Genomic DNA, 20,430 nt, shown 5'->3' on the forward strand with positions numbered 1-20,430 from the left:
GCGGGGGTGCGGGCAATGGGCACCTGACTCGCGTTGGCGGGGATACCGTCTACGTTGCAAGTGCATTCTGACTTCGGGAGTGAGATATGACGGCGACAGCGATTCCCTCGGAGCGGTCCGGGTCCATGGTTCCGCGGTCGTTCGTGCCACCCGCGCGCGGTCGGTTGAGTGAGGTTCCGCATATCGCGGGGTTGGTGCTCGGTGTGTTCGCGGTGTTGTTGTTTCTGTGGAGTCTGTCGCCCACTCTTCGTTTTCTGGTTCGTGTTCCTCGCGAGTACGTGGACAACTATTACTTCGATGCTCCCGATACGAGTTTGTCGTGGGCGCTGGTCGTCGGGTTGTTGGCGGCAGCCTTGGCGAGTCGTAAGCGCATTGCGTGGTGGTTGCTGACGATTTATCTGGTGTTGTTGGCGATCACCAATGTCGTCGAGGGCATCCAGGACGGGAACGTCAACTCGTGGGTTGCGCTGGCTGCCCATGTGGTCGTGACGGGGGTGTTGATCGCTGCGCGCAAGGAGTTCTACACGCGGGTGCGTCGCGGCGCGGTGTGGAAGGCGCTCGGGGTGCTCGTCCTCGGAGCGGCCGTCGGGACGCTCATCGGCTGGGCGTTGGTTGCGTTGTTCCCCGGGTCGTTGCCGGAGAGTCAGACATTTCTGTGGGCGTTCAATCGTGTGACGGCGTTGGCGACGGTGGACAACGAGCAGTTCGACGGCAGGCCGAACGGGATCGTGAACACGGCGTTGGGCCTGTTCGGAGCGTTGGCGTTGCTGGGGGCGATCGTCACGTTGTTCAGGTCTCAGCGGTCGAGCAATGCGCTCACCGGTCGCGACGAGTCCGCCCTGCGAGGTCTGCTCGACAAGTGGGGCGCCGACGATTCCCTCGGCTACTTCGCCACCCGCCGCGACAAGGGCGTCATCTTCGCCACCAGCGGCAAGGCTGCTGTGACGTATCGCGTCGAGGTCGGGGTGTGTCTGGCCAGTGGTGACCCGATCGGCAATCCCGAGGCCTGGCCGCATGCCATCTCGGAATGGCTGGACCTGGCCGAGAAGTACGGCTGGACCCCAGCTGTCATGGGGGCCAGCGAGATCGGGGCCACCGCATACAAGCGGGCCGGCCTGAGCGTCCTCGAACTCGGCGACGAAGCAATCCTCAAAACCAAAGATTTCAACCTCAATGGACGCGAGATGCGCCCCGTGCGTCAGGCGGTCAACCGGGCTCGCAAAGCGGGTGTCGTGGTCACCGTGCGTCGTCATCGGGATATTTCGTCGGAGGAGATGTCGGAGATCATTGCCTGCGCGGATGCGTGGCGCGATACCGAGACCGAGCGCGGCTTTTCGATGGCGTTGGGTCGGCTGGGTGACCCGCTCGACGGCGATTGTCTTCTGGTGCAGGCGGTTCAGGGTGAGAAGGTGATCGGCGTTCTCTCGCTGGTGCCGTGGGGTCGTACCGGTGCGTCGCTGGATCTGATGCGGCGGGATCCGGCGTCGCCCAACGGGGTGATCGAGTTGATGGTGACCGAGCTCGCCACCAGCGCAGATCATTTCGGTGTCGGCAAGATCTCGCTGAACTTCGCGGTGTTCCGCGCGGCGTTCGAGGAGGGCAGCCGGATCGGTGCCGGGCCGGTGTTGCGAATCTGGCGCAGCGTGCTGGTGTTCTTCTCCCGGTGGTGGCAGCTCGAGGCGCTGTATCGCTCGAACGTGAAGTATCTGCCGGAATGGGAGCCGCGCTATCTGTGCTTCGCCGACAATCGGGTGTTGCCCAAGGTCGGCGTCGCGTCGGCCATCGCCGAAGGCTTTCTGACTCTCCCGACCTTCCGACGCGCCTCGAAGCACACCGGTTCCCACGTTGCGGTGCCCGCGGCTCTGGCCGACGCCGACGACATTCATCCCGACGGCAGTGGACCCGACAGCGTTCCGGACGAGCCGACGCCGGGCCGCAAGCGTCCCGACCAGGTGCGCGTGCGCATGTCGAAGCTCGATCGCCTCGAACGCGAGGGCACCGAGGGCTATCCCGTCGCCTATCCCCCGACCCACACCGTCGAGGCTGCTGTGGCGTCGCCGCAGGGCACGACGGTGCGAATCGCCGGACGCATTCTGCGTATCCGTGACTACGGCAGCGTGTCCTTCGCCGTCATCCGGGACTGGTCGGCAGACATTCAGGTGCTGTTCGACCGCGAACGCGTCGGCGACAGAATCGAGGAATTCGATGCCGACTTCGACCTGGGTGACCTCATCGAGGTCAGCGGTGCCATCGGGTACAGCAGGCGTGGCGAGCTCTCGCTGCTCGCGACCGACTGGCGAATGAACGCCAAGTGCCTGCATCCGCTGCCGGACAAGTATCGCGGTCTCACCGACCCGGAAGCGCGGGTGCGGCAACGGTATGTGGACCTGGCGATCAATCGGGATGCCCGTGCTCTGCTGATCGCGCGCTCGAATGTGGTGAAATCCCTGCGTGATTCGCTCGGAGAGCGCGGGTACATGGAAGTCGAGACCCCGATTCTGCAGCAGGTGCACGGTGGTGCGAACGCCGCGCCGTTCGTCACCCACATCAATGCCTACAACCTCGATCTCTACCTGCGCATCGCCCCGGAGCTGTATCTCAAGCGCCTGTGCGTCGGAGGCATGGAGAAGGTGTTCGAGATAGGGCGGGTGTTCCGCAACGAAGGAGCGGACTTCAAACACAATCCCGAGTTCACGATCCTCGAAGCGTACGAGGCTCACAGCGACTACGAACGCGCAATGGTGCTGTGCCGCGAGCTGATTCAGCGGGCTGCCGTCGCGGCACACGGACGCGAGATCATCCTGCGCCCGGACGGTCCGAACGGGGAGATGATCGAGATCGACATCTCCGGTGAGTGGCCCGTCAAGACGCTGCACGGTGCCGTCGCCGAGAAGTTGGGCGTACCCGTCGAACCGTCGACTCCCCTCGACGAACTGCAACGACTGTGCGACGAGAACGACATTCCGTACGAGAAGACCTGGGATGCAGGGGCCGTCGCACAGGGAATGTACGAGCATCTCGTCGAGGACTACACCGAATTCCCCACCTTCTACAAGGACTTCCCGACGTCGATGTCGCCGTTGACGAGACCGCATCGGAGCATCCCCGGAGTGGCGGAGAAGTGGGATCTCGTGGCGTGGGGTGTCGAGTTGGGAACCGCGTACAGCGAACTGACCGACCCGGTCGATCAACGGCAGCGCCTGACCGAACAGTCGCTGCTGGCGGCCGGCGGCGACGAGGAGGCCATGAGCTTGGACGAGGACTTCCTGCAGGCGCTCGAGCACGGGATGCCCCCGACCGGTGGCCTGGGCATGGGCGTCGACCGCGTCGTCATGCTCATCACCGGTGGCAGCATTCGCGAGACACTCGCATTTCCGCTGGCCAAGCCGCGTCAATGACCTTCCTGCGCGACCGGTCCGCGAGGGCAGGTGTGCAAAACCGGCAAGATGATGGAAACTGGAGCGTGAAACAGACGACAGGTCGGCAAAGCATCGTGGAGAACCAGACATGGACAGCGGGGATCGAGTCGAACGCAGTGCGTTGTTTCCCGTGAAACATCCTCCCGGTCAGTACGTCGAGGTGGACGGACAACGCCTACATCTGTTCGTCCGCGGTACGGGCCCCACGGTCGTCCTCTGCGGAGGCCTCGGCAGCAATTGGTTCGACTGGAACGACACCGTCGACATCCTGAGCGCACACCATCACGTGGTCGTTCTCGACCGCCCCGGGTTCGGACTCAGCGATCCACTTCCGGCCGGAGCCACCCCCACCGTCCGCGGGGAGGCAGACAGGATCGTCGGCGTCCTCGACGCACTCGGAGTCACCGAACCGGCCGTCGTCGCGGGTCATTCGATTGCCGGCTTCTACGCAGAAGCCGTCGCCCGGCTGTACCCGTCGCGCATCCGCGGGATTCTGTTGCTCGATTCCAGCGCAGAATCCGACCCCCGCCGCTTCATCCCGGCGCCCGTGCGCGTCGAGGCGGCACACCTGATCGCAGCCGTGCTCAGCAAGACCGGCGTGCAGACGCTGTTCGGACCGCGCGTGCGCCGCGTCCTCAATCAGGCGACGCCGCCCGACGGCACACCGCAGGAGACATTCGACTGGGTCGACGACATCTATCGCCGACCCACCTACCTCGCAGCCGCGCTGACCGAAGACGTCGTCTACCCGGATCTCGCCGTCGAACTGAACCGCATTCGCAAGCAGTTCCGACTCGTCGTGCCCGTCATCGTGGCGGCCGCACACACCGGACGACCCTCCCCGTGGGGCAAGAGATGGATCAGAACTCAACGCAAGCTCGCCGCATATCTGCGTGCCGACTTCACCGTCGTGATGCCCGCCCACCACCACGCCATGATCGACAAGCCCGCCGAGGTCGCGGCCCTCATCACCGAACTGGTGTGAACCCCTCGCGGCGACGCACGTAACGTGTGTCACCGAGCCCGCAGCCCAAGACCCGAGCCGAAGCTCGGCGATGGCGCGGTAGCACGAGAGGAAATTGAAGATGGGTGCGATCAGCACGACGCAGGGACGACAGTCGAAACTACTCGGACTCGGCGTTCACCGCCCCGAGCGAATCGTGACCAACGACGAGATCTGCGAATTCATCGACTCGAGCGACGAGTGGATCCAGACGCGCTCGGGAATCAAGAACCGGCGCTTCGCCGATCCCAAGGAAAACGTCGTCGAGATGTCCATCGCGGCAGGCCGCAAGGCTCTCGAGGCCAGCGGAATCACGGCCGACCAGGTCGACACCGTCATCGTCGCCACCTCGACGCATCTCGAACTGACACCCCAAGCAGCGGCGAAAGTAGCGCACGGACTCGGCACCAAGGGGCCTGCCGCATTCGACATCTGCGCCGGCTGCGCAGGCTTCTGCTACTCCCTCGCCGTCGCGTCGGACCTGGTCAAGGCCGGAACCTCCAAGTACGTGCTCGTCATCGGTGCAGAACAGCTCAGCGTCACCACCGACCCCTACGACCGCACCACGCGATTCATCTTCGCCGACGGTGCCGGTGCCGTGGTCGTCGGACAGAGCGACGAAACCGAGATCGGGCCCGCCGTCTGGGGCTCCGACGGCTCGCAATCCGACGCCATCGTCCAGACAACCGACTGGTACGACTACATCACCGAAGAGGGCCTCGAGCGCCCCTGGATCCGGATGAACGGAATCTCCGTCTTCCGCTGGGCCGCATTCGAGATGGGCAAAGCCGCGCAGCGGGTCCTCGACGTCGCCGGCATCAAGACCGACGAACTGCACGCCTTCATCCCCCACCAGGCCAACAGCCGCATCACCGAACTGCTGGCCAAGAGCCTGAACCTCGCCGACGGCACCCCGGTCGCCAACGACATCGCCGAAACCGGCAACACTTCGGCAGCCTCGATCCCCCTGGCCATGGAAGAACTCCTGCGCACCGGCAAAGCAAAAGCAGGAGATACCGCACTGCTACTCGCCTTCGGTGCCGGACTCTCCTACGCCGGACAGGTAGTCAAACTCCCCAACCTGTAGTCGCACATCCACCCGCGCTGCACCCAATTCCCGAGTGCAGCCGTAGCCCCCAGTGCACTCGATGTGACATTCAGTGGCCTTTTCGGCAGTCAATGTCACATCGAGTGGACCTCGGGGGGCGGTGTGGGCGGAAGCATGACCGCAGCGGGGGTTGAGTCGTAGAGTTGTCGTATGCCCAAGCCTCCGTTGCCCGATGCCGCTGTTGAATTGCTGAAGAAGGCCAATCCTGCGGTCATGGCGGTGGTTCGTGCCGATGGGACGCCGATCACCGCACCCACTTGGTATTTGTGGGAGGACGGGAAGGTCGTGCTCAATTTCGATGCGTCTCGGAAGCGTCTCGAGCACATCAGGGCGAATCCGAAGGTCTCGATTTCGGTGTTGGACGAGGCCAGTTGGTACACCCATGTGACGGTGCACGGTTCGATCGAGCTGCAGGACGATCCCGATCTGGTGGATATCGATCGCATTTCGACGCATTACACCGGCAATCCGTATCCGGTTCGGGATCAGCCGCGGGTGACCGGATACGTCACCGTCGACGCGTATGTGGGCTGGGGCAAACTCGGCACGTAGCGTCGCGAGAGAACGGTTGCGACGGCTGTCTCGAGGTGTCACACTCCCGCCATGGGCTATCCGCAGGGTGAGAACAGCGATCCGTTCGACGCATCCAAGAGGGACGAGCCGTACGGGGGTTCGGAGCAATATCCTCCGTATCGAGATCCGAACGCCCAGCCCCAGAACCCCACGTACCAAAACCCGCAGTACCAGAACCCCCCATACTAAAACCCCCAGTACCAAAACCCGCAGTACGGGAATGCGCCGTATGCCGGCGGGTATCAGGTACCCGCGCCCACGAATACGTTGGCGATCGTGTCGCTCGTGTTGGCCATTCTGGGTTTGACGTTTCTGCCGTTGATCGCGTCGATCTGCGCTGTGGTGTGTGGTCACATTTCGCGTGGTCAGATCAAGCGCACCGGCGAGAGTGGGTCGGGGTTCGCGACGGCGGGGCTGGTCGTCGGCTATGTGTCGATTGCGTTGTTCGTCGTCATCGTGGGAGCGATCATCATCTTTGCTATCGCTGCCGGCAGCGCATCAACCTTCTGAAACAGGTCGCCCCAGTCGGCCGTTCAAGCATCCAGCCCACACGCCTGCGATCAGTGCCAACGCAATGACGAACAGCGCCAAGGCGTTCCAACCCAGAGACTGGAACACGACACCGCCGATCCATCCGACCACGGACGATCCGCCGTAGTAGAAGAGGTTGTACAGCGAGGTCGCCTGCGCGCGACCGTGCACGGCGCGCTGTCCGGTCCATCCCGACGCAATGGCGTGGGCCGCGAAGAATCCCATGGTCAGGATCACCAGGCCGGTCAGAATGACGACGAGGTTCGACGCCATCGTCAGGGCCACTCCGGCGATCATCGTTGCGGTCGATCCGGCGAGCACCACCGATCTGCCGTGCTTCGTCGCGAGATTGCCCGCTACCCGCGAGGACACGGTACCGCTGAGGTAGGCCACGAAGATGAGGCTGATCAGGGACTGTGGGAGCCCGAAAGGCACGGCCTCCAAACGGAATCCGAGGAAGTTGTAGATCGCGACGAAGCCGCCCATCAGCAGGAAGCCCTGGCCGTAGAGTGCCGCCATGCCCGGTTCGCGCAGGTTCACCCAAAGCCGTCCCGGCAGGTCGCGAATCTGGCTGTGCACCAACGTCGTTCGTGGCCGAGGGGCGAGCCACACGAACAGCGCGGCGGCCAATGCCGCGATCACCGAGACCGTCAACGTACCGATACGCCAGTTGGTGTATTCCGCAACGGGTCCCGCGACTATGCGGCCGAGCAGCCCACCCAGCGTCGTCCCCGAAACGTAGGTCGCCGCCGCCAGCGCGGTGTGGTTTCGGTGCACCTCTTCGCTGAGATACGCGATCGCGATGGCCGGGAGACCGCCCAGTGCAGCACCTTCGAAGAATCGAACGACCAGCAGCACTTCGAGCGAGGGCGAGAGCGGAACCAGCAGTCCCAACGTCGTAGCAGTGAGGATCGACGCTGTCATGGCCCGGACTCGACCGATGCGGTCGGCCGCCACCGACCAGGGAATGACCGACACCGCGACGCCCACGGTCGCGAGTCCGACGGCGAGCGAGGACAGCGACGGCGTGATGTCGAGATTGGCGGCGATCAGCGGCAGGATCCCCTGCACCGAATACAGCTGAGCGAACGTCGCGACTCCGGCGAACAGCAGCGCCAGCACGAGCCGGCGGTATTCGCGCGATCCCCTGGGGTGTCCCTCCCATTCGAGGACCTCGGGTTGCGTCGTAGTCATGAAGATCACGTTAGAAGTGCTCACGTTATTCGTCCAATGCATGAGAGACAGCAAACCGATTCATCAGCGATATGATTCGACGATGCGTCGCGAAGCGATCGAACTGCTGCCGCTGCTGCCGACACTCGTCGCGGTGGCGGATACCGAGCACATCACCGACGCCGCCCACGTCCTGGGCGTCCCGCAACCCACTGTCAGCCGTCAGGTGGCTCGCGCCTCGGCGATCCTCGGCGTCGACATCGTGGAACGACGCGGCCGCGGCATCGTGCTCACCAGCACGGGCCGAGTGTTGATTCCCTATCTTCAGCGCGCGCTGAGCGACATCGACGCCGGTATCGACGCCATGACCGAGCACGACGCCAGGGCCCGCGGCCGCATCGCAGTGGCGTTTCAGAACACCCTGGGCGAGGACGTCGTACCGGCGCTGATCCGGCAGTTCCGCGTCGACCACCCGGCCGTCACGTTCGATCTGGACCAGGGTGCCCGCGCACGCTGCCTCGACCGTCTCGAAGACGGCGTCTCGGACCTGGCATTCGTCTCGCTCAGCGCCGAGCACACCGAGAACAATTCGTTCCAGCTCTACGACGAGAGGCTGATGCTGGTGGTTCCGGCCGATCATCGCCTCGCCTCACGCAGATCGGTCGATCTCGCCGACACCGCCGACGAGAACTACATCGCGATGGGCCACGGTTTCGGCATGCGATCGATCTGCGACGAGCTGTGGGCGGACGCCGGCTTCAGCCCGCGCATCGCATTCGAGGGGCAGGACACCCATACGGTGCGCGGCCTCGTCGGGGCCGGTCTGGGCATTGCCATACTGCCGCGAATCCGCTCGCACAGCGGTGAAGGAGGAACCGTCGACATCGGGCTCACCCAACCCGCGGCCCGTAGACGGATCGGCATGGTGTGGGATCCGCAGGCCGATTCGCCGCGTCAGGTGGCGGCCTTTCGATCGATGGTGCTGCGCAGTGGCCGAACACTCGTGATTAGGTGAGTCGATGCAACTGGTTCTGGTGCGGCACGCCCTCCCACAACGGTCGGAGACCTCGGCCGACCCCGCTCTCGCCGAGCTCGGCGTCGAACAATCTCTGCGGGTTCCGGGTGCCGTGGCCAGGTTCCCGGTCTCCCGAGTCGTGTCGAGTTCGCAACTCCGCGCTGTTCAGACGGCGCAGCCTCTTGCCGATCGGCTCGGTCTGACCGTCGAGTCCGACGAGCGTGTGGCCGAATACGATCGCGACTTCAGCGGCTACGTTCCGATCGAGTCCGCCAAAACCGAGTTCCGTGAGGCATTCGATCGCATCAAGGCCGGGCACCTTCCCGAGCAGGTCGACGAGCAGGCGTTTCGGCAGCGAGTTCTGGCCGGCGTCGCCGACATCGTCTCGGCCAGCGCACACACCGACACCGTCGCGCTCTTCGCCCACGGCGGCGTGATCAACATCCTGCTGCAGGACATTCTGCAGACCCCGAAGGTGCTCGGCTTCCCGATCGACTACTGCTCGGTGACACGTGTGCTGTTCTCCCGCAGTGGCGCGAGGTCGGTCTCGTCGGTGAACGAGACCGAGCATGTGTGGGACCTGTTGCCCCGGAACCGACAATCCACAGAGAGCTCTTAAACTCCCAGGTAGAGGGCATGAAAAGCCGCGTCGACGGCCATCGAGTGGTCGGCGAGGCCGAACCTGGCAGTTAGCCTCGAACTCATCATGGGTGAATTGCGTATCTTTCGACGTCCTGCCGTTGCTCTCACTGCGCTGGCGTTTCCTCTGGTGGCGGTAGGTGCTTTTGCACTCGGCACCGGCTACGACCTCGGTGGCGAATCCACGGCAACCACCACCACCGCCGTCGCCGACACGGAGCAGGCACCGGCACCGGACCAGCAGACGGCGGATCCTCTGGCCGCGGCCCGGACCAGCCTCAACAGCGCATCTCTGCCCATCACGTTTCTCTCCAGCGGTATCGGTCAGCTGACCGAGGGCGGAACGCAGCTCAACGACGGCGTCGGGCAGCTCGCCGACGGCATCGGTCAGGCTCACGACGGAACGATTCAGCTCGCCGACGGGTTCGGGCAGTATCGCGACGGCATCGGTCAGCTCGGTGACGGCGCGTCTCAGATCAGCGGTGGCGTCGACCAGGTCGTCGACCAACTCGCCGGATTCGGGGCGCTGCAGGCCGATTTCACCGCGAAACTCGCCGCCACCGCGGACCAGGTCGATCGCTTCCCGCACCCGGGATCCGACGCCATCTCCGGCGAGATCCGGGGCGTCATCGACACCCTGAACACGCAGGCCTTCGGCCCCGACACCCTCGCCCAGCTGCAGACCCTCAAAGGTGGTGCTCAGCAGCTGTCCTCCGAGCTCAACGACCCGAACAGTCAGTTCCTCGGGGCCACCGCTCAGCTCGGCGACGCCACGGTGCAGTTGCGGGACGGACTCGGCCAGCTCGACGACGGTGGCCAGCAGCTCAAGGCAGGTACCGATCAGCTCGTGACGTCGGTCGAGCCGGTCGAGGGCATCGTCAACGGCATCGCCACCAACGTGCGCGACGCCTCCGCAGCACTCCCGCAGGGAACCGCTGCCACCGCCGACGACGCGGCCTCGGAGCAGAATCTCGTGGCCACGACGACATCGAGCGGCGCCGGTGCCACCCCGTATCTGATCGCCGCGCTGGTGGCTCTCGGAGCACTGGGATGCGTCAGTCTCGTTCGTGTACTCGGCAGGGACAGCAACCCACGATTGCTCTCGGTGGTCGCCGCCGTGGCTGCCGTCGGCATCAGCGCAGCCGTCGCCTTCGCTTTCGCCACCGATGCAGCCCTCGGACCGGTGCTGGGTGCAGGCGCGTTCCTGATTTTCTCGGCCGCGGCCTACCTCGCCGCAGCGGGAGCGATTCAACGGGTGCTCGGTGCCGTGGTCGGCCAGATCGTCAACGTCGTCGCCCTGGTGGTGCAGGTCGTCGTCTGCGGCTTCGCTTACGCGTCGACTGCGCCCATCTGGGGCGATCTGGCGGCGTTCATGCCGATGAGTTACACCGCGGCCGGTGCCCGCATCATCGTGTCGGGCGAGATGAGCGGGACCGGCTGGCTCGCGATCGGTGCCACGGCGGCCCTGCTGGCCGTCTCGGCGCTGGTGTACGCGAGCGCGCGGGGAGACTCAGCCGACGGGTCGGAGCGGATGGATGGCGGGCGGAGCCGCGAGATGGGCACCGAACTCGCTTAACGCCTGCTGCAGATGCGGGGTCTGCATGTGACCGTCGAGGTCCTCCTGCGATTTCCACACCTCGATGGTGATGAACGTACCCGGCTCGATCGCCGACTCGAACAGTTCGTAGGAGACGTTCCCGTCTTCCTTCCGCGATTCGGCGACGAGGGCCGCGAGGCCGTCGCGCACGGCGTCGATGGCATCCGGCTTGGCGATGATCGTGGCGACGACCTTCAGATCGTTGGTCATGAGGTGATGTTTCCTTCGTTCGGCGAGAGAGCTCTTCGTCACCGAACGTACTCCCGACCCACCTAAGCTGAGGTGTCCATTCGGGAAGGGAAGTCACAGTGAGCCAGACGGCAACCGACCAGCGCGCCACCGGGAAGGATTGGCTCGGCCTCGCGGTGCTGGTGGTGCCGATTCTCGTCGTGTCGATGGACATGTCGGTGCTGTATCTGGCCCTGCCGTTCATGACGGCCGATCTCGAACCCACCGGCAACCAGACGCTGTGGATTCTCGACATCTACGGCTTCCTGCTCGCCGGACTGCTCATCACCATGGGCTCGCTGGGCGATCGGATCGGCCGACGCACCCTGCTGATGATCGGTGCCGTCGTCTTCGGCATCGCCTCGCTGGCCGCGACGTTCTCCACCTCCCCCGAAATGCTTCTCGCCGCGCGCGCTCTGCTGGGAATCGGCGGTGCCACCATCGCTCCGAGCACATTGTCGTTGATACGCAACATGTTTCACGATCCCACTCAACGCAAGGAAGCCATCGGACTGTGGACCGCCGGTTTCGCGGGCGGTGCCGCGGTGGGGCCTGTCATCGGGGGTGTTCTGCTCAAGCACTTCTGGTGGGGTTCGGTGTTCCTGATCAACATCCCGATCATGGTGGTGCTCTTCGTTGCTGCCCCACTCCTGGTCCCCGAGTTCAAGGACACCGACCCCGGCAAGTTCGACCCGATCAGCGTGGTGCTCGCGATCTCCTCGATGCTCTCGATCGTCTTCACCATCAAGCACGGCGCGCAGGAAGGGATCGACGCAGCAACGGTCGCCACAGCCCTCGCCGGACTCGCGCTCGGTGCGATGTTCGTCATCCGGCAACGCAAGGCCGCCAATCCACTGATCGACGTCACGTTGTTCGCCGAACGTGCCTTCAGCGTGGCGGTCGTGGTGCAATTCCTGGTCATCTTCGCCATGACCGGATTCAGTCTCTTCGCCTCGCAGTACCTGCAGCTGGTCGTCGGGCTGGGGCCGCTCGAAGCAGGTCTGTGGCTACTCGTTCCGGCTGTCGCCGCCGCGGCCGGTGCCGTGCTCGCACCGACGCTGAGCAAGGTGATCAGGACCGGCACCATCATTGCTGGCGGCCTGCTGTTCATCGCCATCGGTTGCACGGCAATGACATTCGTCAGCGCCAACTCGGGACTTCCGCTGCTGCTCACCGGCATGGCCGTGCTGACCTTCGGAATCGGCGCGGCCTCGACGCTCAACTCCGACATCGTGCTCACCGCAGCGGCTCCCGAAAAGGCCGGTGCCGCATCGGCATTGTCCGAAACCGGAGCCGAACTGGGCGGTGCCGTCGGCATCGCGATCCTCGGCACGATCGGCAGCACCGTCTACCGACACCGCATGGACGACGCCATCCCCGCCGGGACGCCTGCCGAGATCGCCGATCCCGCACGGGAAACCATCGGCGGGGCCGTCGCCGTGGCGGACTACCTGCCGGAGCCGTTCGCCTGGCAACTGACTGCTGTCGCGAACTCGTCCTTCATCGACGGTTTCAACCTTGCGTCGGGCGCGAGCGCCGCCCTGATGGCCGTCAGTGCCGTCACCGTCTTCGTGCTGCTACGCCGTCAGCCCGCGTCGGCCAGATAGCGGGCCAACCACCGCGTCGCGGACTGGCCGTTCCCGACGTCGTAGCTCTGGTACTCCTGGTGGATGCCGGAGCGGTAGAACGCCTCGATCTCACGCTGGCGCTGAGCGTTCGCCTGATCGGACAGCTGGCCCTGCAACACCGGCAGACCACCGGCTGCAGCGAGGTCCGCGATCAGCGACTGCGCTTCCTGCGAGTACTGATCAGCGACGTTCGGCGCGGGATTGGACGAGACGGCCAAGAAGCCGGCCAGGCGCGCGACGTAATCGTCCTTGGGCGTCGAGCAGTACAGATCGCCGACGGCGCAGAACGTGCGCACCACGGGGCTGACGTAGCCGAATCCGCCGACACGAGGGCCGCCGACACCGGTTCCGACCACGGCCGGCCCCACCAGAGCATCGGTATCGGAGCGCTTCGGGTCGGAGATCAAGCCCACCGCCACCACCTTGTCCGCGGGCACCACGCCTACTCCGGTACCAATGGCCGCGGCGAGATCGCCTGCCGCGTCGGCTCCCTGGCTGTAGCCGATGATACCGAGTTTCGTTGCGCCACAACGATCCGCCATGGCCTTCAGCATCCCGCCCGCATTGGCGACGGCCTCGGCACGGGACTGCCCGTACACCTCGCCCTCCCACGGGAACGCGGTGGCGGGATACGAGACGTAGTCGGTACGGATGCCGCTACCGAGACGATCGGTGACGTCGGTGAGCATGCCCGGCTTCGGGGCGGCACCCGAACTGGTCTCCCACGTGCCCGGGATGGCCACGACGTACATCGTCGGGCAATCGGCAGGGTCTGCGGCGGCGGGTGTCGCCGCTCCGACAACCAGACCGGACGCAACAGCTGCAGCGACGCCGATACCGGCGCAGATCTTCTTGACACTCATGGGGAGGGGGCCTCACTGGTCATCGAACGCTTCGTTGTTCGATCTCGACAATGCCAGGGGCCTGTGACCATCAGATGCCTACATGGTTAACGGACGTAACCGTCCGTCACACGGTTCGGCCGCCCACCCCCCGTTGGGATCAATGTGAGTTTCAGTCGGTCCGACTGCAACAAAGCCACATTGATCCCAACGGGGGGCGGCGGAAAAGCTACCGCGACCTACCGCTGCGGTGCCTGGGTGGGCACGATCGGCGACGGCAGTGCGGTCGCACCCTGCAGGAACGTGTCGACGGCGGCCGCGCAGGAGCGGCCCTCGGCGATGGCCCACACGATGAGTGACTGGCCGCGACCCATGTCACCGGCGACGAACACACCGGGGACGTTGGTGACCCACTCGTTGGTGCGCTCGACGTTGCCGCGCTGGTTGAAGTCGACGCCCAGGTCGGTCAGCAGACCACCCTTGTCGGGTCCGACGAATCCCATCGCGAGCAGCACCAGATCGGCTTCGAGGGTGAATTCGCTGCCCTCGACCTTCTCGAACTTGCCGGCCTTGAACTCGACCTCGCAGGCTTCGAGTGCGGTGACCTTGCCGTCTTCGCCGACGAAACGCTCGGTGTTGACGGAGAAGACGCGTTCGCCACCCTCCTCGTGTGCCGAGGCAACCCGGTACATCAGCGGGTACGTCGGCCACGGGGTGGACGTCGCACGCTCCTCGGGCGGCCGGGCCATGATCTCGAACTGGTGCACGCTCTCGGCACCCTGACGGTGCGAGGTACCGAGGCAGTCGGCACCGGTGTCGCCGCCGCCGATGATGACGACCTTCTTGCCCTCGGCACTGACGGGCGGCGCGGCGAAATCACCCTGCTGGACGCGGTTGGCGTGCGGCAGGAACTCCATGGCCTGATAGATGCCGTCCAGCTCGCGGCCCTCGATGGGCAGGTCGCGCCACGCGGTGGCACCGCCGGACAGGACCACGGCGTCGAACTGCTCGCGCAGTTCGTCGGCCGAGATGTCCACGCCCACATCGACACCGGTGCGGAAGACGGTGCCCTCGGCCTCCATCTGCGCGAGCCGACGATCGATGTGGCGCTTCTCCATCTTGAACTCGGGGATGCCGTACCGCAGCAGTCCGCCGATGCGATCGGCACGCTCGAACACCGTGACGGTGTGGCCGGCGCGGGTGAGCTGCTGCGCTGCAGCGAGTCCCGCGGGGCCGGAGCCGACGACGGCGACGGTCTTGCCGGTCAGATGCGTCGGGTAGACCGGCGTGACCCAGCCCTCCTCGAAGGCCTTGTCGATGATCTCGACCTCGACCTGCTTGATGGTGACCGGATCCTGATTGATACCCAGAACGCAGGACGCCTCGCACGGGGCGGGGCACAACCGTCCGGTGAATTCCGGGAAGTTGTTGGTGGCGTGCAACCGATCGATGCTGTCGCGCCAGCGGTCCTTGAACACCAGGTCGTTCCACTCGGGAATCAGATTCCCCAGTGGGCAGCCGTTGTGGCAGAACGGAATACCGCAGTCCATACAACGACTCGCCTGGGTGCGCAGAGTGTCCTTCGAGAAGTCTTCGTAGACCTCTTTCCAGTCCATCAGGCGCAGGTCGACGGGCCGCCGCTTCGGTACTTCGCGAACCGTGTTCTTCAGAAATCCCTGTGGGTCACCCACGAGCTGCCTCCATGATCGCTTCGTCCACGTCCGCGCCGTTCTTCTCGGCTTCGGAGATGGCCAGCAGTACCTTCTTGTAGTCGCGAGGCATGACCTTCACGAAATGGTTCACCTGCTGTGACCAATCCGCGAGGATCCGCTCGGCCACCTCGGAGCCGGTCTGCTCCTGATGGCGAGTGACGATGTCGCGGAGCCAGGTGAACTCGTCACCCTCGAGCTCCTCGATGTCGACCAGCTCGGTGTTGAGGTTGGCCTCGAACGTCTTGTTCGGATCGAAGACGAACGCGACGCCGCCGGACATACCGGCACCGAAGTTCCGGCCCGTCGTACCCAGAATGACGACCTTGCCGCCGGTCATGTACTCGCAGCCGTGATCGCCGACGCCTTCGACGACGGCAACGGCACCGGAGTTACGAACGGCGAAGCGCTCGCCGACGACACCGCGGATGAGAGCCTCACCGCTGGTGGCACCGAACAGGAACACGTTGCCGCCGATGATGTTGTCCTCGGCGACGAATCCCTTCGGGGCGTTCAACGACGGCCGCAGCACGAGGTGTCCACCGGACAGTCCCTTGCCGACGAAGTCGTTGGCGTCTCCGTTGAGCCGGAGCGTCATACCGGACGGGACGAACGCACCGAAGCTGTTGCCCGCCGAGCCGGTGAACGTGATCTCGATGGTGTCGTCCGGCAGTCCGACGCCGCCGTACGCCTTGGTGACCTCGTGCCCGAGCATCGTGCCGACGGTGCGGTTGACGTTGGTGATCTTGGACTCGAACGCGACCTTCTCGCCCTTGTCCAACGCATTGCGGCTGGCCGCGATGAGCTGCTGGTCGAGCGCCTTGTCCAGACCGTGATCCTGAACGCCGGTGTTGTAGAGGTTCTGGTTCATGAACGCCGACTCGACCTCTTCGAGGATCGGCGACAGATCCAGCTTCGACGCCTTCCAGTGCTCCTTGGCCGCAGTGGTGTCCAGCAGACCCACCTGGCCGACGGCCTCGTCGAGCGTGCGGAAGCCGAGCTCGGCCATGAGCTCGCGCACCTCTTCGGCGATGAACATGAAGAAGTTCTCGACGAATTCCGGCTTGCCCGCGAAACGCTTGCGCAGCAACGGGTTCTGCGTCGCGACACCGACAGGGCAGGTGTCGAGGTGGCAGACGCGCATCATGATGCAGCCCGAGACGACGAGCGGAGCGGTGGCGAAACCGAACTCCTCGCCGCCGAGCAGAGCCGCGACCATGACGTCACGTCCGGTCTTGAGCTGGCCGTCCACCTGGACGACGATGCGATCGCGAAGACCGTTGAGCAGCAACGTCTGCTGCGTTTCGGCCAACCCGAGCTCCCACGGTCCACCCGCGTGCTTGACCGACGTCAGCGGCGTCGCGCCGGTGCCGCCGTCGTGGCCCGAGATGAGCACCACGTCGGCGTGCGCCTTGGACACACCGGCAGCGACCGTTCCGACGCCGACCTCGGAGACCAGCTTCACGTGGATGCGGGCCTGCGGGTTGGCGTTCTTCAGGTCGTGGATCAGCTGAGCGAGATCCTCGATCGAGTAGATGTCGTGGTGCGGCGGCGGCGAGATCAGGCCGACGCCGGGCGTCGAATGCCGAACCTCGGCGACCCACGGGTACACCTTGTGCGCCGGAAGCTGGCCGCCCTCACCGGGCTTGGCTCCCTGCGCCATCTTGATCTGGATGTCGGTGCAGTTGGTCAGGTAGTGCGAGGTGACACCGAAGCGTCCCGACGCGACCTGCTTGATGGCACTGCGTCGCCAGTCGCCGTTCTCGTCCGGCTCGAACCGCGAGACGTCCTCGCCGCCCTCACCGGAGTTCGAGCGCCCGCCGAGACGGTTCATGGCGATGGCGAGGGTCTCGTGCGCCTCGGCCGAGATGGAGCCGTAGCTCATCGCACCGGTGGAGAAACGCTTGACGATCTCGCTGGCCGGCTCGACCTCGTCGATCGAAATAGCTTGCCGCTCTTCGGTCTTGAAGCGGAACAGACCGCGCAGCGACGCGAGGCGCTCGGACTGGTCGTCGACCATCTTCGTGTATTCCTTGAAGATGTCGTACTGACCCGTGCGGGTGGAGTGCTGCAGCTTGAACACCGTGTCCGGGTTGAAGAGGTGGTACTCCCCTTCCCGACGCCACTGGTATTCGCCACCGGTTTCGAGCTCGCGGTGCGCGCGCTCCTGACGGTTGTCGAGGTACGCGACCGCGTGCCGCGCTGCGACGTCGTCGGCGACCTGGTCGAGATCGATTCCGCCCAGGTGGCTGTTGAGGCCGGTGAAGTACTCGTCGACCAGTTCCTGCGAGAGGCCGATGACCTGGAACAGCTGAGCTCCGGTGTACGACGCGAGGGTCGAGATGCCCATCTTGGACATCACCTTCAGCACACCCTTGCCCGCGGCCTTGATGTAGTTGGACACGGCCTTGTCGAAGGAGATGTCGGTGAGGGAGCCGCGCTCGATCATGTCCTCGATCGACTCGAACGCCATGTACGGGTTGACCGCTGCCGCACCGAAACCGATGAGCAGAGCCATGTGGTGCACCTCGCGGGCATCACCGGCCTCGATGATCAGACCGACCTTGGTGCGGGTCTTCTCCCGAACGAGGTGATGGTGCACCGCGGAGGTGAGCAGCAGCGACGGAATCGGAGCGAGCTTCTCGCTGGACTCACGGTCCGAGAGCACGATGATCCGCGCGCCACCGGAGATGGCAGCGGACACCTGAGCGCGAATGGCCTCCAACGACTTTCGGAGACCCTCACCACCCTCGGACACCGGGTAGAGGCCGCGCACGACCACCGAGCGCAGCTCTTCCTGCGTGCCTTCGTCGTTGATGTGGACGAGCTTGGCGAGGTCGTCGTTGTGCAGGATCGGCTGCGGAAGCACGATCTGCTTGCAGCCGTCGGCACCCGGGTTGAGCAGGTCGCCCTCGGGTCCGATGGTGCCGCCGAGGCTGGTGACGATCTCCTCGCGGATGGCATCGAGCGGCGGGTTGGTGACCTGCGCGAACAGCTGCGAGAAGTAGTCGAACAGCATCCGCGGGCGAGCCGACAGCACGGCGATCGGGGTATCGGTACCCATGGAACCGATTGCCTCGGCACCGGACTTCGCCATGGGCGAGACCAGCACGTTCAGTTCCTCGGTGGTGTACCCGAAGATCTGCTGACGGATGAGCACGCGGTCGTGCGGCATGTGCACGTGCGGACGCTCGGGCAGATCGTCGATCGAGGTCAAGCCCTCGTCGAGCCACTGCTGGTACGGATGCTCGGCTGCGAGCTCGTCCTTGATCTCGTCGTCGGAGACGATGCGGCCCTGCGCGGTGTCCACCAGGAACATGCGGCCGGGCTGCAGGCGAACCTTGCGGACGACCTTCGACGGATCGATGTCGAGAACGCCGACCTCGGAGGCCATGACGACCAGACCGTCGTCGGTGACCCACAGCCGGCTCGGACGCAGGCCGTTGCGGTCCAGGACCGCGCCGATGACGGTGCCGTCGGTGAAGCACACCGACGCCGGTCCGTCCCAGGGCTCCATCAGCGAGGAGTGGTACTTGTAGAACGCCCGGCGTGCGGGGTCCATGGACTCGTGCCGCTCCCACGCCTCGGGAATCATCATGAGCACGGCGTGCGGCAGGCTGCGTCCACCGAGGTGCAGCAGCTCGAGCACCTCGTCGAAACGTGCTGTGTCACTTGCTCCGTGGGTGACCACGGGGAAGATCTTCTCGAGCGCCTCGGAACCGCCGAACACGTCGGAGGTGATGAGCGCCTCGCGGGCACGCATCCAGTTCTCGTTGCCGGTGGCGGTGTTGATCTCGCCGTTGTGGGCGACGCGTCGGAACGGGTGCGCCAGCGGCCACGACGGGAACGTGTTGGTCGAGAAGCGCGAATGCACAAGTCCCAGTGCACTTTCGACACGCTCGTCCTGCAGGTCGAGGTAGAAGCCCTTGAGCTGAGGCGTGGTCAGCATGCCCTTGTAGACGAAGGTCTGCGAGGACAGTGACGGGAAGTACACGGTCTCGCGGCCGGGGCCGTCCTTGCCCGCGCCCTCTTCGCCCAGTTCGTGCTCGACCCGCTTGCGGATGACGAACGCACGACGCTCGAGTTCGAGGTCGGTGATCGACGCATCGGGAGCAGCGAGGAACAACTGCCGGAAGGTCGGCATCGCGTCGCGCGCCAGAGCGCCGAGGGAGGAATCGTCGGTGGGAACCTCACGCCAACCGAGGACCGTCAGGCCCTCGCTGACGACAATGCGCTCGACACCCTCGCAGGCGCGTGCTGCGTCGCTGCGGCCCTGCGGAAGAAATGCGACACCGGTTGCGTACGCGCCGGGCGCGGGAAGCTCGAAATCTACGACGGCGCGGAAGAACGCGTCCGGAACCTGGATCAGAATGCCCGCACCGTCACCGGTGTTCGGTTCGGAGCCGGCAGCACCGCGGTGCTCGAGGTTGACCAGTGCGGTGATCGCCTTCTCGACGATGTCGCGACTGCGTCGACCGTGCATGTCCACCACGAACGCGACACCACAGGAGTCGTGTTCGTTGGCGGGATCGTAGAGGCCTTGCGGGCCCGGAGTGTGCTTCATACCTAGCCTTCGGATAAGTCCAGCCTTGATACTCGTCGGCGACGGTGTGGTGTAACCGGCTGCACGAACGGCCTGCGGTGCGTCCTCGCCGTTGAAGCTGCACCTGTCGATCGTCGACGCTTTCCTCTGCACGAGCAGGTGGGCGCGTGGTAGAAAATGGGTCGTGGCGGATCCGGCCGTGGTGAGGCCGATCCAACTACGAACGATAAGTCAGTACCTGGGTGCCACCGCAAATAAGGTAAGCCTATTACGGGCTTTCACCTGCGAATTTCCGGATGCGAGACGCCCTTGGGGCCGGGTCCTGGACACCGGCACCGACATCGGCCGAGAATCACACGCCTGTAAGACGATTCGAGGAAAAAGGGCCGGAGAAAAACTACTGGCCGCAGCGATCGAATCAG

Annotated in this window: 14 protein-coding genes; 9 read left to right on the forward strand and 5 right to left on the reverse strand. The window is 64.9% G+C overall.

The features are described 5' to 3' along the window. The first annotated feature begins 86 nt into the window (after positions 1 to 86). The 5 genes from lysX (at position 87) to R3P95_RS25660 (ending at position 6,613) form a co-directional block, all read left to right on the forward strand. The gene (lysX, locus tag R3P95_RS25640; RefSeq protein WP_317549877.1) at positions 87 to 3,398 is read left to right on the forward strand and encodes a bifunctional lysylphosphatidylglycerol synthetase/lysine--tRNA ligase LysX; all 3,312 of its coding nucleotides are present in this window, start codon (positions 87 to 89) and stop codon (positions 3,396 to 3,398) included. A 109-nt stretch (positions 3,399 to 3,507) separates the two neighbouring features. Further along, positions 3,508 to 4,404 carry an alpha/beta fold hydrolase gene (locus tag R3P95_RS25645; protein WP_317549878.1) on the forward strand — a complete coding sequence of 299 codons (897 nt, stop codon included), beginning with the start codon at positions 3,508 to 3,510 and terminating at the stop codon, positions 4,402 to 4,404. 100 nt (positions 4,405 to 4,504) lie between these two features. Further along, positions 4,505 to 5,509: a beta-ketoacyl-ACP synthase III gene (locus R3P95_RS25650; RefSeq protein ID WP_149408181.1), complete on the forward strand. Its 1,005-nt coding sequence runs from the start codon at positions 4,505 to 4,507 to the stop codon at positions 5,507 to 5,509. A 171-nt stretch (positions 5,510 to 5,680) separates the two neighbouring features. Next, on the forward strand, positions 5,681 to 6,082 hold the full coding sequence (locus tag R3P95_RS25655) for a PPOX class F420-dependent oxidoreductase (RefSeq protein ID WP_094638429.1): 402 nt from the start codon (positions 5,681 to 5,683) through the stop codon (positions 6,080 to 6,082). Between the two features lie 297 nt (positions 6,083 to 6,379). Next, the gene (locus R3P95_RS25660; protein WP_188078882.1) at positions 6,380 to 6,613 is read left to right on the forward strand and encodes a DUF4190 domain-containing protein; all 234 of its coding nucleotides are present in this window, start codon (positions 6,380 to 6,382) and stop codon (positions 6,611 to 6,613) included. Here R3P95_RS25660 and R3P95_RS25665 read toward each other — a convergent pair. Then, entirely contained in the window at positions 6,602 to 7,828 is a 1,227-nt protein-coding gene (locus tag R3P95_RS25665) for an MFS transporter (protein WP_317549879.1), read from the reverse strand. The two genes, R3P95_RS25660 and R3P95_RS25665, sit on opposite strands and share 12 nt — an antisense overlap. Before the next feature lie 82 nt (positions 7,829 to 7,910). On the opposite strand from R3P95_RS25665, the gene R3P95_RS25670 reads away from it, so the two are divergent. From R3P95_RS25670 to R3P95_RS25680, 3 genes are all read left to right on the forward strand, one after another. Continuing rightward, entirely contained in the window at positions 7,911 to 8,822 is a 912-nt protein-coding gene (locus R3P95_RS25670; protein WP_231893654.1) for a LysR family transcriptional regulator, read from the forward strand. Between the two features lie 4 nt (positions 8,823 to 8,826). Then, positions 8,827 to 9,441, forward strand: a complete 615-nt coding sequence (locus tag R3P95_RS25675) for a histidine phosphatase family protein (protein WP_317549881.1) — start codon at positions 8,827 to 8,829, stop codon at positions 9,439 to 9,441. 87 nt (positions 9,442 to 9,528) lie between these two features. Continuing rightward, a complete protein-coding gene (locus R3P95_RS25680; protein ID WP_317549882.1) occupies positions 9,529 to 11,037 on the forward strand; it encodes a phage infection protein in 1,509 nt (502 codons plus the stop codon). Here R3P95_RS25680 and R3P95_RS25685 read toward each other — a convergent pair. After that, on the reverse strand, positions 10,972 to 11,268 hold the full coding sequence (locus R3P95_RS25685; RefSeq protein WP_068045525.1) for a putative quinol monooxygenase: 297 nt from the start codon (positions 11,266 to 11,268) through the stop codon (positions 10,972 to 10,974). The genes R3P95_RS25680 and R3P95_RS25685 overlap by 66 nt on opposite strands. Before the next feature lie 98 nt (positions 11,269 to 11,366). Here R3P95_RS25685 and R3P95_RS25690 point away from each other — a divergent pair, with 98 nt between their 5' ends. Further along, positions 11,367 to 12,893, forward strand: a complete 1,527-nt coding sequence (locus tag R3P95_RS25690) for an MFS transporter (protein WP_317549883.1) — start codon at positions 11,367 to 11,369, stop codon at positions 12,891 to 12,893. On the opposite strand, the gene R3P95_RS25695 is transcribed toward R3P95_RS25690, so the two are convergent. The 3 genes from R3P95_RS25695 to gltB all read right to left on the reverse strand — a co-directional run bounded on the left by R3P95_RS25695 (position 12,872) and on the right by gltB (position 20,029). Then, the gene (locus R3P95_RS25695; RefSeq protein WP_317549884.1) at positions 12,872 to 13,777 is read right to left on the reverse strand and encodes a cutinase family protein; all 906 of its coding nucleotides are present in this window, start codon (positions 13,775 to 13,777) and stop codon (positions 12,872 to 12,874) included. The genes R3P95_RS25690 and R3P95_RS25695 overlap by 22 nt on opposite strands. A 218-nt stretch (positions 13,778 to 13,995) precedes the next feature. After that, positions 13,996 to 15,447, reverse strand: coding sequence for a glutamate synthase subunit beta (locus R3P95_RS25700; protein ID WP_094616198.1), 1,452 nt, complete (start codon positions 15,445 to 15,447; stop codon positions 13,996 to 13,998). Continuing rightward, complete coding sequence (gene gltB, locus R3P95_RS25705) at positions 15,440 to 20,029, reverse strand: glutamate synthase large subunit (protein WP_269596377.1); 4,590 nt, start codon at positions 20,027 to 20,029, stop codon at positions 15,440 to 15,442. Before gltB ends, R3P95_RS25700 begins: the two co-directional genes overlap by 8 nt. Positions 20,030 to 20,430 lie beyond the last annotated feature (401 nt).

The sequence above is a fragment of the Rhodococcus cercidiphylli genome (assembly GCF_033042225.1).
Lineage (GTDB): Bacteria > Actinomycetota > Actinomycetes > Mycobacteriales > Mycobacteriaceae > Rhodococcoides.